Below are 12,741 nucleotides of genomic sequence, written 5' to 3' on the forward strand. Positions count from 1 at the left end.
AGAAGCTGACATGGAGCTGGACTTCGGGCCCGCCGTACGCGACTTCCGCGACGAGGTGCGGGACTGGCTGGCGGACCACCTGGTGGGGGAGTTCGCCGAGCACCGGGGAGTGGGCGGCCCCACCGACGGCGCGGCCTGGGAGGTCCGCCTCGCTTGGGACCGTGAACTGTCCGCCGGGGGCTGGCTGGGCGTCGGCTGGCCCCGGGAGTACGGCGGACGCGGGCTCGGGCTGCTTGAGGAGATCGTCTTCGAGTACGAGTACGCCCGCGTGAACGCCCCGTACCGGGCCACCGTCAACGCCCTCGACCTGCTCGGCCCGATGCTGCTCAAGATGGGCAGCGAGGCACAGAAGAAGCGTTTCCTGCCGACGATCCTCGCCGTCGAGGAACTGTGGGGCCAGGGCTTCAGCGAGCCGGGCGCCGGCTCCGATCTGGCGTCCGTGCGCACCCGGGCGGAACGGGACGGCGACGAATGGGTGGTCAGCGGACAGAAGGTGTGGACCTCGTTCGGTGTGCACGCCGACTGGCTCTACGTCCTGACCCGCACCGACCCGCAGTCGGTGCGGCACAAGGGCCTGAGCCTGCTGCTCGTGCCCACCGACCAGCCCGGCGTGGAGATCCGCCCCATCCGCAACCTCGCAGGCCAGGACGAGTTCGCCGAGGTCTTCCTCTCCGACGCCCGCACGAGCGCCGACATGGTCGTCGGCGAGGTCGGCCAGGGCTGGCGCACCGCGATGGCCACGCTCGGCATCGAACGCGGCACCACGCTCCTGCCCCAGCAGCTCACCTTCGAGCGGGAGGCCGAGGCGCTGATCGACCTGGCCCGGGAGCGGGGCGCACTCGACGACCCGATGCTGCGCCGCCGTATCGTCGACGCCTGGATCTCCGTACGCATCATGCGCACCACCAACCTGCGCACCATCGCCGAACTGACCGCCGGACGCACGCCCGGCGCACAGGCCACCACCGCGAAGCTGTACGCCTCCACCCGGCACCAGCAACTGGGCCAGTTGGCCACGGAGTTGGCGGGCCCCGCCGGACAGATCGTAGGCGAGGACTACGCCCTGGACCGCCGCCAGCGCTCCTTCCTGCTCTCCCTCGCGGAGACGATCTACGGTGGGTCGAGCGAGATCCAGCGCAACATCATCGGGGAGCAGGTCCTCGGGTTGCCGAAGGAGCCGCGCCCGTGACCCCGGTCGAGGACCGTCTCGACCGCATCGAGTCGCAGCTCGCCATCCAGCAGCTGCCCATCCGCTACGCGCTCGCCGTGGACGGCCGCGACCTGGACGCCTGGGTCGGCTGCTTCCGGCCGGACGTGGACATGGGGCGTCACGGCCGCGGGCGGGATGTCCTACGGCGGCACATCGAACCCCAACTGCGCGGCTTCCACCGGTCGGTCCACCAGATCTGCGGCCACCGCGTCGAGTTCACCGGACGGGACACGGCGACCGGCGCGGTGTACTGCCGGGCCGAGCACGAGGTGGGGGAGCGGTGGATCGTGATGGCGATCTGCTACTGGGACGACTACGCGCGCGTGGACGGCGAGTGGTACTTCTCCCGCCGCCGCGAGCGGCACTGGTACGCGGCGGACGTGACCCAGCGCCCCCAGGCGGTGGGATTCAAGGGCTGGGAGGGCGCCGGGGAGCCGGCGCTGCCCGAGGCCTTCCCCGCCTGGTCGGCCTTCTGGAAGGAGACGTGATGGCACGGTTGTCAGGGAAGACGGCGCTGGTCACCGGCGGCGGGCAGGGCGTGGGCCGCGGCATCGCGCTCGCGCTGGCCGCCGAGGGGGCGGCCGTGGTGATCACCGGCCGCACCGAAGCCAAGCTGAAGCAAACGGCCGGGGAGATCGCCGAGCGCGGGGGACGGGCGTACACCGTGGTCGGGGATGTGGGGGAGCGGGAGGACGTCGACCGCATGGTGGCCGAGACGGTACGGGAGTTCGGGGGGCTCGACGTGCTCGTCAACAACGCGCAGTCCTCGGTGCAGCGCCGGTTGGCTGAGACGTCGTACGAGGACGTCGAACTCGCCTATCGCAGCGGGCCGTTGGCCGCCTTCCACGCGATGCAGGCCGCCCTGCCGTATCTCAAGGAGAGCCGCGGCAGCGTCGTGAACCTCGGTTCGTCGGCCGCCGTGCAGGGCGAGGCGACCTTCGCGGCGTACGCGATGGCCAAGGAGGCGATCCGCGGCCTGAGCCGGGTCGCCGCGCGGGAGTGGGGCGGGTACGGGATCCGGGTGAACGTCATCTGTCCGGCCGCGCTCAGCCCGGCGGCGGAGGCCTACCTGGCCGCGCACCCGGACAAGGCGGAGGAGCTCGCCCGCCAGATCCCGTTGGGCCGGCTCGGGGACCCGGAGACCGACATCGGCCGGGCGGTGGCCGCGCTCGTCAGCGACGACATGGCTTATCTGACAGGCGCGACGCTGATGTTGGAGGGCGGCCGGACCCTGATCGGGTGACCTCTCTATACGACACCACGGTCCCGCAGCGCGGTTAGCTGACTGTCCGTCACCCCCGCGAGCGCGGTGAGCACTTCGGCCGTGTGCTCACCCAGCGCCGGCGGCGGGGCGTACCCCTCGACCGGCGTCGCCGTGAACCGGATCGGGTTGGCGAGCATCGGCAGGGGTCCGGAGGCCGGATCCTCGACCTCGATCAGCATCTCGCGGTGCTGTATCTGCGGGTCGGCGAAGACCTCGGGCATCTCGTTGTACGGGCCCGCGGGGACGTCGTGTGCGTCGAGTACGGTCAGCCACTCGTCCCGGGTGCGGGTGCGCAGGATCGCCGCCAGCACCGGCAGGATCTCCTCGCGGTGGGCGATCCGGGCGGGGGTCGTGGCGAACCGTTCGTCCTGGAGGAGGTCGGTGCGGTCGGCCGCCGCGCAGAACGCGGCGAACTGCTTGTCGTTGCCCGCGACCAGGAAGATCGGCTTGTCCTTGCAGGGGAAGGCCTGCGAGGGGATCCCGCCGTACCCGCCGTTGCCACGCCGCTGCGGAACCTCCCCGGAGACCAGGTAGTTCATCGCGAAGTGGGACAGCGAGGCCAGGCCGCAGTCCAGCAGGGACAGGTCGATGAACTGGCCCTCGCCGGTGCGGTCCCGGTGGCGCAGGGCCGCGAGGACGGCCGTGGAGGCGTAGAGCCCGGTGAGGATGTCGATCATGCTGACGCCGACCTTCATCGGCTCCTCGGGGTGCCCGGAGACGCTCATCATCCCGGACATGGCCTGGAAGATGCCGTCGTAGCCGGGCCGGTCGGCGTACGGGCCGGTCTGGCCGAAGCCGGTGACCGAGAGGTAGACGAGGCGCGGGTTGAGCGCGCGCAGGCTCTCGTGGTCCAGGCCGTACTTCGCCAGCGTGCCCGTCCGGAAGTTCTCCACCAGCACGTCCGACCGCGCGGCGAGGGCGCGGATCAGTTCCTGCCCTTCTGGGGAGGCGTGGTTGACGGTGACCGACCGCTTGTTGCGGTTGCAGGAGAGGTAGAAGGCGGCGGTGTCGGTCCCCGGGGCGAACGGCGGGCCATAGGCCCGTGAGTCGTCTCCCGTCCCGGGCCGTTCCACCTTGATCACCTCGGCTCCGAGGTCGGCCAGTAGCTGAGTGGCCAGCGGCGCCGCGAGGATGCGGGACAGGTCGAGGACGCGGATCCCGGCCAGGGCGGTCGACGGCATGGAGATTCCTCCTTCAGCTGAATGAGTTAGATGAATATACTTCAGTAGCTGCGCGGCGAGGTCTATGATTGCTTCATCTAGGCGAATCATGTAGCTATATAGGTCGGTCGACAGGCCGAGACCGGAGGGCGTGCTGATGACCGTCGCGGCGAGGACCCTCACCGACCAGGAGCAGCGGGAACGCCGATCCTGGTTCCGAGCCCGCTGGGAGCGCGGAGTCGCCTTCAATCGCCGCTGCGGGATGCGCGTAAGACGTTGGGAACCCGACGGCGTCGAGATCGTGCTCCCCTACGCCGAGTTCCTCTCGGCCCACGAGGACGTCTTCCACGGCGGTGTCATCTCCGCGCTCATCGACACCGCGGGCGCCGGAGCCGTGATTGCCGGGCACGACTTCACCAAGGGCAGCCGGCTCAGCACCGTGTCGCTGTCGGTGCAGTACCTCGCACCCGCCCGCGGCCGTGAAGCGGTCGCGTACGCACGCTGTGTGCGGCGGGGCGGCCGGGTGCACTTCGCCGACGTCGACGTGCGCGCCGACGGACGCCTCTGTGCCCGAGGACAGGTGGTGGTGACCATCTCCGGGGAACGGCCCGGCGTCGGCGACCCGATCGAACCGCTGGACGAGGAGTGACGTGATGCCCGAGGAAACCGTGGTGGCCCCCGAGGACCTGGACCTGGTCCTGTACGAGGTGGACGAGGACGGCGTCGCCACCGTCACCCTCAACCGGCCCGAGCGCAAGAACGCGTGGAGCCTGCCGATGGAGCGCCGGTTCTTCACGCTCCTCGACCAGGCCGCACAGGACCCCGCCGTCAGAGTCGTGATCATCACCGGTGCGGGCAGGGCCTTCTGCCCGGGGATGGACATGCAACGCCTTGAGAAGAACTCCCAGCCGGGGGAGTCCCTCAACCTCCAGGCCCGCGTCCCCATGTACAGCAGGCGGAACATGCCGAAACCGTTGATCGCCGCCGTCAACGGCGCCTGCGCGGGCATCGGCCTGGTCCAGGCGCTCATCTGCGACGTCCGCTTCGCCGCCCGCGGGGCCCGCTTCACCACCGCGTTCACCCGCCGCGGGCTGGCCGGCGAGTACAACCTCCCCTACGTCCTGCCACGCGTCATCGGTCTGGAGAACGCCCTCGACCTGCTGCTGTCCGGCCGCGTCTTCGATGCCGACGAGGCCAAGAGCCTCGGCCTGGTCAGCCGCGTCGTGGAACCCGAGGACCTGCTCGACGCGGCCCGCGCCTACGCCCGGGACATCGCCCGCAACTGCTCACCGCGGGCCATGGCCGTCCTGCGGCACCAGGTGTACGGCGACCTGGACCGCACCTTCACCGACGCCCTCGCCCGCTCCTACTCCGCCATGGAGTTCTTCGCGGGCTCGCCCGACTTCCGCGAGGGCGTGTCGAGCTTCGTGGAGAAGCGGGAGCCCAAGTTCGAGGGACTGCCCCCGGACTTCGACCCGGACGAGGCCACGCGCGACGCGTTTCTGCCGTACTGAACCGATGTGAGGAGCACACGCAGATGACAGGGCAACCAGGGCAACCCTTCCCCGTCGAAGCCGGGCACATCATGATGTTCGCCCGTGCCATCGGTGACGAGAACCCGGCCTACGCGGGCGAGTCGGCGCTCGCACCGCCCACCTTCACCATGGCGAGCGCCCACTACGACCCCGGCTACCACCTGCGTCCCAAGCCGGACGAGGAGTGGTTCGGGTCGGGACGTGACGCCGGTGTCATGGCCGAGGGCGGGGGCGGCCTCCACGCCGAGCAGCACTTCGAGTACCACCGTCCGGTGCGCGCCGGCGAGACCCTCTACGCCCACAACAGCACCGGCCGCAGCTGGGAGAAGCAGGGCCGCACCGGCCGCCTGCTCTTCAGCGAGCGCATCACCGAGTACCGGGACGCCGACGGCGCACCGGTCGTCAGTGCCGTGACCGTGGCCGTCGTCCCCGAGGGCCCGGCGACCCCGAAGGACGCCCGATGACCCTGAGCCCGGACGACATCAAGGTCGGCGAGACGCGTGAGAGCGTCCTCGTCGACGACCTCAAGCGCACCCGGATCGTGCAGTACGCGGGCGCCTCCGGCGACTTCAACCCCCTGCACACCGACGAGCGGTTCGCCGTCGAGGCCGCGGGCTATCCCGGCGTCTTCGCCCACGGCATGCTGACGATGGGCATGACCGGCCGGGTCCTGACGGACTGGGTCGGCCCCGATGCACTGCTGCGCTACGGCGTCCGCTTCAAGGCCCAGGTCTGGCCCGGCGACACGTTGAAAGCGACGGTCACCGTCGAGTCGATCGAGGACACGCCGGCCGGCCCGGTCGCCCACTTCACCCTGCGCACCGTCAACCAGAACGGCGCCGAGGTGGTCACCGGCACCGCGGCGGCCCGCCTGGAGCCCTGACCCGATGGCCGCCGCGCAGGAGGCCGGTACGACGGCCACCTGGACCGCCCTGGTGAGCCACGCCTACGACCATGCCCGCCCCGCCGTCCGGTTCGGCGACCTGACCTGGACCGGACGCGAACTCCTCGACCGTGCGGCCGGTGCGGCCGACTGGCTGGACACCCTCGGCCTGGAGCCCGGCGAACCGGTGCCCGCACTGGTCGCCACCTCCGCAGACGCCCTCGCCCTGGTGATCGGCGGCGCCGGCTCCGGCCACCCGCTCGCCCCGCTCGGCGTCCGCATGACGGCCTACGAGATCGCCGCCGTGGTCAAGGAAACGCGAGCTCAAGTGCTGCTGGCCCAGCCCGAGTTCGCCGACCTCGGCAGGCAGGTCGCCGAACTCTCCGGCCGGCGGATCGCCATCGTGCCCGAACTAGCGCCCGGTACACGGCCGTTGACTGCCGAGCCCGACGACCTCGCCGCCGTCCTGCACACCTCCGGAACGACCGGCCTGCCCAAGCCCGTCCCCATGAGCCAACGGCGTCTCGCCGCCCGGGCCCGCGTGAACGGACGGCTGTGCGCGCTCGACCCCGACAGCTTCTACGGCGGCAGCGCCCCCTTCCACCACATCGCGGGCCTCGGCAACATCGCCGTCGCCCTCGCCGCCGGCGCCCTGATCACCGGTCTGCCCCGCTTCACCGTCGAGGGCTGGACCCTGCTGCGGGAGCTCGGCACCACCCACACCAGCATGGTCCCGGCGATGCTGGAGACCCTCCTGGCGGCCGGACAGGCCCGCCACGAGACACTGCGGACCCTCCAGTACGGCGGCGCGCCCGTCCGCCCCGGCACACTGCGGCGGACGTACGAAGCGATGCCCGGCGTCCGCATGCTCAACATGTTCGGCCAGACCGAGGGCTCCCCGATCAGCGTGCTCACCCCGGAGGACCACCGGGAGGCGGTGGCCGGGCGCACGGAACTTCTGCGGTCGGTGGGACGACCCGCACCCGGTGTCGAGATCAGGGTCCACGACCCCGGCCTGGACGGCGCCGGAGAGATCCACGCCCGCGCCGACCACCTCTTCAGCATCGACGCCGAGGGCTGGCTGCACAGCGGCGACCTGGGCCGCGTGGCGGAGGACGGGTACCTCTACCTGCTCGGCCGCCGCACCGACATGATCATCCGTGGTGGCGAGAACGTCCACCCGCTGGAGGTGGAGACGGTCCTGTCCGCGCACCCCGGGGTGGCGGACGTCGCGGTCACCGGCGTGCCCGACGAGAGGCTCGGCCAGACCGTCGTCGCCTTCGTCGTCCCCGCCGACCCCGACGCCCCACCGCAGCCCGCGGCCCTCGCCGGCCACACCCGCGCCCGGCTGTCCGGGTTCAAGGTCCCCGTCCGCTGGTGGTTCGTGGACGACCTGCCGCGCAACGCCAACGGCAAGGTCGTACGCCGCGAGTTGCGCGAACCAGGCCAAGGAGGAGCACATGATTGACCACTCGGTCGTCGCCCCGGAAGCCGTCGGCGTCGACCCGCACCGGCTGGACGTACTCCTGCGCCGGATCCGCCTGGAGGTCGAGCACGGACCTTTGCCGTCCGTGCAGGTCGCCGTGGCGCGAGGCGGAAGGCTGGTCGCCTTCGAGACCTGGGGGGAGGCCGAACCGTCCACGCGATATGTCCTGCAGTCCGTCGGGCGGTCGATCGTCGCGGGTGCGGTGTGGAAGCTGATCGGCGAGGGCCTGCTGGACGTGGGGGAGCAAGTCGCCTCGATCATCCCGGAGTTCGCGCCCAACGGTAAGGAGGAGGTGACGGTCGAGCAGGTACTCACCCACACCGCCGGCTTCCCCTTTGCACCGCTCGGCTACCCGAAGATGCTCGACCGAGAGCAGCGCCTTGCCGCCTTCGGCCGCTGGCGGCTCGACTATCCGCCGGGCAGCCGCTTCCAGTTCCACCTCACCTCGGCGGCCTGGCTGATCGCCGAGATCGTGGAACGGCGCACGGGGTTGGGGTTCGCCGATTGGCTGCGCGACCGGATCGCCGAACCGCTCGGCCTGTCCTCGCTCGAACTCGGCGTCCCGGTGGACCGTCAGGCAGACACCGTCGCCCCGATGACCGCCACCGACCGCACGAGCGACGAGCAGGAACCCGACCCCTGGGGCCCCTGGTACCTGTCCGACCCGCGGGTGCTGGCGGCCGGGGAGCCCAGCCACGCCCTGGTCGCCACGGCCGCCGACGTCGCCCTGTACTTCCAGGCGCTGGAGCACTCGGGACTGTGGAAGCCGGAGGCCGTGGCGGAGGGCACCCGGATCCGACTGACGGACCACCCGCACGGCGAGCAGATCTACGGAGGCGGGTCGGGTCGCCGTACCAGCATGGGCCTGTTCGTCACCGTGGCAGGCCCGGACGCGGGCAGCAACCTGCCGTCCACCGGTTCACCCGCCCTCTTCGGCAGCGCCGGAGCCGCCTACCAACTCGGCTTCATGGACCCGGAGACCGGCCTGTCCTTCGCCTGCCTGACCAACGGCTACCCGCTCGCCGGCTACGACCACTCCCGACGCGGCACGGCCCTGCTGACCAACATCGCGAACCTGGCTGCGGATCTGACGGACCAGTAGTGCGAGGCGCGTGCCGTGGTTGCCGTGGTCCCGGCCAACTACCGGACGAATGCGATGCCGGCGAGAACGCCGAGTGCGTAGCGCATCGCCCGGCCGCGGCGACCTGTGGAGCGGCGGATGCGATGTGATTCGGCCGACGCCGTGGAAAAGCCGTGCGTCGGTGTCACGGGCGGCAGACGGGGGGCGGCCCGGCAGCAGCACCAGATGTCCGGGTGCACGCGGGTGACCGCCTCCCCGCAGGGGTTCCCGCGCCACCAGGGCATCGGACTGGGCGGCGGACCCGCAGCCGCTATCCCCGGACAGGCCGGAGCCCGGCACCGGATTCCGGTACCGGGCTCCCGCTTGGGCCGTGTCGCTCAGCGGGTGATCAGCTGCTGGGCGTTGTTGAACATGATGTCGTCCTGGGCCGACTCGTCGAGTTCCGCGATGAGTTTGCGGAAGTCGGCCGGGTTGGCCAGGCCCTCCGCGTGGGGGAAGTCGGAGCCCATGACGATGGACTCGTGGTAGCCGAGGCGCTTGACGACGTTCACGATGTCGTCCTCCGGATAGGGCACCACGCGGACGTGCTTGCGGAAGACCTGGCTGGGGCGCTCGTCCAACTGCCCGCCGATCCAGGGGCCGTTGCGGCCCATGCCGCGGCTCTTGTCCATGTGGCGCACGAAGTGCGGCACCCACTCGGAGCCGAACTCGGACACCAGGATGTTGATGTCGGGGAACCGGCCGAAGAGGTTGTCGAAGATCAGCGCGGACAGCGTCTCCTCGACGGGGCGCTGGCCGTAGGTGTTCTGCCACTGCCAGGCCGACATCCGGAAGTGGATGGGGTTCGGGTCGTAGCCCCAGGAGGGCGCCACCTGCGAGTTGTAGTAGAACTCGCTGATGTGGTAGCAGACGCTCGCCTTGGCCTCGTTGACCAGCTTCCAGAACGGGTCGAAGTACGGGTCGCCGGGCGAGCGGCCGTACACCGGCCCGGTGGGCAGCAGGATGAAACGGGCGCCCTGGTTGAGGACGTACTCCAACTCCTTGACCGCGCTGGGCAGATCGCGCAGTGACAGCAGCGCGGGGGCGTAGATGCGGCCCTGGTGGTTGAAGCCCCAGACCTCGTTCATGTACCGGTTGAAGGAGTGGTAGTTGGCGTAGAGCGGCTCCACGCCCTTCACGTACTCCTCGGCGACCAGCGCCCAGCCGCCCGGGTAGATGATCGTCTGGTCCAGGCCCTGCTCGTCCATGACGCGCAGCCGGGCCTCGCGGTTCTGGTACGACTCGTGCATCGGCTCGAACTGGTACGTCTCCTCGGGATTGCCCGAGGCCATCGCCTTGAGCATCTCCTTGAGCGACCCGGGCCGGTAGACCTGCCCGAACTCCGGTTCCAGGCATACGACGATGCGGTCCCCGGCGAGGATCACCTCCCGCCCGTCCGGCAGGGTCACCGGGGCGACGGCCGCACCGAGGAACTCCTTCGGAAGGTAGCGGGTGAAGGAGTCCCGCTCCTCGTACATGTGCTGGTCGCAGTCGAAGATGGGCTTGCGCTGTTCGGCCATGGCGTCGCCTCCGGGCCCCAGGAACTATTCAGTACGCCTTCTATAATTATCTAACTGATTAGAGAGCGCAAGGGGGAGAGTGGAGGCGCGCGTCCGCCGCGCGGCCGGGCCGGTCAGTCGAGGAGTTCGAGCACCGTCTTGGGTCCCGCGGAGTTCACGACGTCGTCCGCACTGGAGATGTGCCGCTGCCACAGCTTCTCGGCCTCGTCCGCCTTGCCGGACTCGATCAGGCCGACCATCCGCACATGGGCCCGGTGTCCCTTGAGAGCCTGTGCCTTCTGGGCCTCGGCATCGGCCGCGCCCGCCGTGTACGAGGCGTTGGCACGGTCGATGATGTTGCGCAGCATGCCGCACAGCAGGATCAGGGTCTGGTTGCCGGTGAGCTCGACCAGCAGGGCGTGGAAGGCGTCCTGCGCGTCGACCAGGGCGAGCGGATCGTCGAGGACGGCCTTCTCGGCCGCCACCGCGTCACGCAGCCGCTTGATATCGTCCTCGGTGTGCTTCGTGGCGAGCTGGCGGGCGCAGGGCGGCTCGATGAGGGCCGCGGCACGGTAGATGTCGCCCAGGGTCGCGCCACGGTACTCGAGGATCAGGCCGGCGAAGCGGGCGGCGACGTCCGAGTCCGGAGCGCTTACCCGGGCACCGCCGTGGGCGCCGCGGCGTACCGTGATCAGGGACTCCGACTCCAGGACCCGGAACGCCTCGCGCAGCGTGGGCCGCGAGATGCCGAACTGCTCCATCAGGCCCGACTCCGGGGGCAGCGCGTCGCCGGGCTTCAGCTCGCCCCGTACGATCTGGCGACGCAGGTGGGCGGCGACCAGCTCGGCGGTCTTCGGCACCCGCACCTGACGTCCGACGCGACTGCGGGCGGGGACCGGGACGGTCGCCGATTCTGCGGTGCGGGCTGCCTCGGCCACGGTGGGCTCCTCGTATAGCTAAATGAATCGTCTTAGTGCATCGAGGGTACCAGGTCAAGCCCCCGGTGATCTTCTTCGTGCACGATCCGATCTGGCGCCCTGGCGGTCCTTGGGTATATAGATGATTCATCTAGCTATAAAACCGATGCGGGCCGATCCAAGCCGATCCAAGCCGGTCCAGCCGACGGATACCGCGGGAGTGACCTCGATGACCGAGAACCCGGCCCCGGAGATCCTCACCGATCTCACCGACGACGGGGTCATGCTGCTGACCCTGAACCGGCCCGAGCGGCACAACGCCTGGACGCTGGAGATGGAGCTGCTCTACAACGACCTGTTCGACCGGGTGGAACACGATCCACGGGTGCGGGCCGTGGTCCTCACCGGCGCCGGGCGCAGCTTCTGCCCGGGCATGGACATGAGCGTCCTGGACGCCGCCTCCTCGGGCGCCCGCCCCTGGCCGACCGACCAGCTGCCCCCGCGCACCCGCCCCATGTCCTTCCCGAAGCCCGTGGTGGCGGCCGTCAACGGCGCCTGCGCCGGCATCGGGTTCAACCAGGCCGTGATGTGCGACGTCCGGTTCGCCGTGCCGCACGCCAAGTTCGCGGCGGCCTTCAGCGCGCGCGGGCTGGTGGCCGAGGACGGCGTGTCCTGGATCCTGCCCCGGCTGGTCGGCTACGGCAACGCCGCCGACCTGCTGCTGTCCTCGCGCCGGATCACCGGGACGGAGGCGCTGGCGATGGGGCTGGTCAACCGTCTGGTCGAGCCGCAGGACCTGCTCCCGGCGGCACTCGCCTACGCGACGGAACTGGCCCGCTCGGCCAGCCCGTACGCGATGTCCCTCATCAAGCGGCAGCTCGCCGACGACCAGGCGAGGACCTTCACCGAGAGCCGCGACCACGCTGCCGCCCTGCTCGCCACGGCGAAACGCGCCCCGGACTACCGCGAGGGCGTGCGCAGCTTCATCGAGCGCCGGCCGCCGGAGTTCGCGGGCCTGGGCGAGACCCAGGTCCCGGTGCCGGCCTCGGCGCTTCCGGGGGAGGCGTCGTCGTGACCCGGTCCGAACTCCCGCTGCACCGCCGTACGATCACCGTCACCGCGTATGCGGAAGGCGGCGACGAGATCTCGGTCGAGGCGGAACTGAGCGACGTGCGCCCCTGGGCGGAGCCGTCAGCCGGCGTCGTCCACCGGATGGGGCTCGCGGTGCGCGTACGCCTGGCCGACATGGTCGTCGTGCACGCCGACGCGGACATGCGGACCTTCCCGCACGCCGAATGCCCGTTGATCACCCCGGTGTTCGACGGGCTGGTCGGGCTCAGCGTCGCCGCCGGATACAACCGGGCCATCCAGGAGCGGTTCCGCGGGGTGTCCGGCTGCTCGCATCTGCACGAGCTGGCCCGTGCCCTGGGTCCCGCGGTGGTCCAGGCGGCCATCTCGGCGAACGCGGGCCTGCGGTACGCCGGTGAGCAGGCCCAGGGCCCGCGCTCCACGGCGGGCGTGCTGAACAGCTGCCACGTCTGGGCGCCGGACGGCGTGGGGCTGCGCAAGCTGGACCTGGGCTGGGTCCCGGGGACGGGGCCGCGTCCGGTGCCGCCGCTGAGGACTTTCGAGCAGCGGGGTCCGGGGGTGTCCGGCGCCTGAATGCG

Annotated in this window: 14 protein-coding genes; 11 read left to right on the top strand and 3 right to left on the bottom strand. The window is 70.7% G+C overall.

The annotated features are described in order from the left end of the window. Window positions 1-10: 10 nt before the first annotated feature. The 3 genes from ABZ896_RS13310 to ABZ896_RS13320 are packed head-to-tail and all read left to right on the top strand — an operon-like array spanning window position 11 to window position 2,453. On the top strand, window positions 11-1,189 hold the full coding sequence (locus tag ABZ896_RS13310) for an acyl-CoA dehydrogenase family protein (RefSeq protein WP_360926646.1): 1,179 nt from the start codon (window positions 11-13) through the stop codon (window positions 1,187-1,189). Beyond that, entirely contained in the window at window positions 1,186-1,698 is a 513-nt protein-coding gene (locus ABZ896_RS13315; protein ID WP_360926649.1) for a nuclear transport factor 2 family protein, read from the top strand. Before ABZ896_RS13310 ends, ABZ896_RS13315 begins: the two co-directional genes overlap by 4 nt. Further along, window positions 1,698-2,453, top strand: a complete 756-nt coding sequence (locus ABZ896_RS13320) for an SDR family oxidoreductase (RefSeq protein WP_360926652.1) — start codon at window positions 1,698-1,700, stop codon at window positions 2,451-2,453. Before ABZ896_RS13315 ends, ABZ896_RS13320 begins: the two co-directional genes overlap by 1 nt. 5 nt (window positions 2,454-2,458) lie before the next feature. On the opposite strand, the gene ABZ896_RS13325 is transcribed toward ABZ896_RS13320, so the two are convergent. Beyond that, complete coding sequence (locus tag ABZ896_RS13325) at window positions 2,459-3,655, bottom strand: CoA transferase (RefSeq protein ID WP_360926655.1); 1,197 nt, start codon at window positions 3,653-3,655, stop codon at window positions 2,459-2,461. A 136-nt stretch (window positions 3,656-3,791) separates the two neighbouring features. Here ABZ896_RS13325 and ABZ896_RS13330 point away from each other — a divergent pair, with 136 nt between their 5' ends. Genes ABZ896_RS13330 through ABZ896_RS13355 form a run of 6 tightly spaced genes read left to right on the top strand, consistent with a single transcriptional unit; the run spans window position 3,792 to window position 8,640 of the window. Further along, complete coding sequence (locus ABZ896_RS13330; protein ID WP_360926658.1) at window positions 3,792-4,283, top strand: PaaI family thioesterase; 492 nt, start codon at window positions 3,792-3,794, stop codon at window positions 4,281-4,283. A 4-nt stretch (window positions 4,284-4,287) separates the two neighbouring features. Continuing rightward, a complete protein-coding gene (locus ABZ896_RS13335; protein WP_360926661.1) occupies window positions 4,288-5,148 on the top strand; it encodes an enoyl-CoA hydratase-related protein in 861 nt (286 codons plus the stop codon). Window positions 5,149-5,171: 23 nt separating this feature from the next. Next, complete coding sequence (locus ABZ896_RS13340) at window positions 5,172-5,633, top strand: MaoC family dehydratase N-terminal domain-containing protein (protein ID WP_360926664.1); 462 nt, start codon at window positions 5,172-5,174, stop codon at window positions 5,631-5,633. Further along, complete coding sequence (locus ABZ896_RS13345; RefSeq protein WP_360926667.1) at window positions 5,630-6,052, top strand: MaoC/PaaZ C-terminal domain-containing protein; 423 nt, start codon at window positions 5,630-5,632, stop codon at window positions 6,050-6,052. Before ABZ896_RS13340 ends, ABZ896_RS13345 begins: the two co-directional genes overlap by 4 nt. A 4-nt stretch (window positions 6,053-6,056) precedes the next feature. Continuing rightward, window positions 6,057-7,520 carry a class I adenylate-forming enzyme family protein gene (locus ABZ896_RS13350; RefSeq protein WP_360926670.1) on the top strand — a complete coding sequence of 488 codons (1,464 nt, stop codon included), beginning with the start codon at window positions 6,057-6,059 and terminating at the stop codon, window positions 7,518-7,520. Next, window positions 7,513-8,640, top strand: a complete 1,128-nt coding sequence (locus ABZ896_RS13355) for a serine hydrolase domain-containing protein (protein ID WP_360926673.1) — start codon at window positions 7,513-7,515, stop codon at window positions 8,638-8,640. The genes ABZ896_RS13350 and ABZ896_RS13355 overlap by 8 nt, the downstream gene beginning before the upstream one ends. A 356-nt stretch (window positions 8,641-8,996) precedes the next feature. Here the strand turns inward: ABZ896_RS13355 and ABZ896_RS13360 are convergent, their stop codons facing one another. Both ABZ896_RS13360 and ABZ896_RS13365 read right to left on the bottom strand, forming a co-directional pair. Further along, window positions 8,997-10,178 (bottom strand): amidohydrolase family protein, encoded by a 1,182-nt coding sequence (locus ABZ896_RS13360; RefSeq protein ID WP_360926676.1) that lies wholly within the window; start codon window positions 10,176-10,178, stop codon window positions 8,997-8,999. Window positions 10,179-10,291: 113 nt separating this feature from the next. Then, window positions 10,292-11,095: an FCD domain-containing protein gene (locus tag ABZ896_RS13365; RefSeq protein ID WP_360926679.1), complete on the bottom strand. Its 804-nt coding sequence runs from the start codon at window positions 11,093-11,095 to the stop codon at window positions 10,292-10,294. A gap of 208 nt (window positions 11,096-11,303) precedes the next feature. Between ABZ896_RS13365 and ABZ896_RS13370 the strand changes: the two genes are divergently transcribed. Both ABZ896_RS13370 and ABZ896_RS13375 read left to right on the top strand, forming a co-directional pair. Further along, entirely contained in the window at window positions 11,304-12,149 is an 846-nt protein-coding gene (locus tag ABZ896_RS13370; RefSeq protein WP_360926682.1) for an enoyl-CoA hydratase-related protein, read from the top strand. After that, window positions 12,146-12,736: a DUF2889 domain-containing protein gene (locus ABZ896_RS13375; RefSeq protein ID WP_360926685.1), complete on the top strand. Its 591-nt coding sequence runs from the start codon at window positions 12,146-12,148 to the stop codon at window positions 12,734-12,736. The genes ABZ896_RS13370 and ABZ896_RS13375 overlap by 4 nt, the downstream gene beginning before the upstream one ends. Window positions 12,737-12,741 lie beyond the last annotated feature (5 nt).

Origin of the sequence: Streptomyces sp. NPDC047072 (genome assembly GCF_040643855.1) — a bacterium.
Classification (GTDB): domain Bacteria; phylum Actinomycetota; class Actinomycetes; order Streptomycetales; family Streptomycetaceae; genus Streptomyces.

Coding starts and splice junctions, on each gene's coding strand:
- ABZ896_RS13350 (WP_360926670.1), top strand. CDS start 6,057: ATGGCCGCCGCGCAGGAGGCCGGTACGACGGCCACCTGGACCGCCCTG.
- ABZ896_RS13335 (WP_360926661.1), top strand. CDS start 4,288: ATGCCCGAGGAAACCGTGGTGGCCCCCGAGGACCTGGACCTGGTCCTG.
- ABZ896_RS13325 (WP_360926655.1), bottom strand. CDS start 3,655: ATGCCGTCGACCGCCCTGGCCGGGATCCGCGTCCTCGACCTGTCCCGC.
- ABZ896_RS13370 (WP_360926682.1), top strand. CDS start 11,304: ATGACCGAGAACCCGGCCCCGGAGATCCTCACCGATCTCACCGACGAC.
- ABZ896_RS13330 (WP_360926658.1), top strand. CDS start 3,792: ATGACCGTCGCGGCGAGGACCCTCACCGACCAGGAGCAGCGGGAACGC.
- ABZ896_RS13360 (WP_360926676.1), bottom strand. CDS start 10,178: ATGGCCGAACAGCGCAAGCCCATCTTCGACTGCGACCAGCACATGTAC.
- ABZ896_RS13340 (WP_360926664.1), top strand. CDS start 5,172: ATGACAGGGCAACCAGGGCAACCCTTCCCCGTCGAAGCCGGGCACATC.
- ABZ896_RS13355 (WP_360926673.1), top strand. CDS start 7,513: ATGATTGACCACTCGGTCGTCGCCCCGGAAGCCGTCGGCGTCGACCCG.
- ABZ896_RS13310 (WP_360926646.1), top strand. CDS start 11: ATGGAGCTGGACTTCGGGCCCGCCGTACGCGACTTCCGCGACGAGGTG.
- ABZ896_RS13345 (WP_360926667.1), top strand. CDS start 5,630: ATGACCCTGAGCCCGGACGACATCAAGGTCGGCGAGACGCGTGAGAGC.
- ABZ896_RS13320 (WP_360926652.1), top strand. CDS start 1,698: ATGGCACGGTTGTCAGGGAAGACGGCGCTGGTCACCGGCGGCGGGCAG.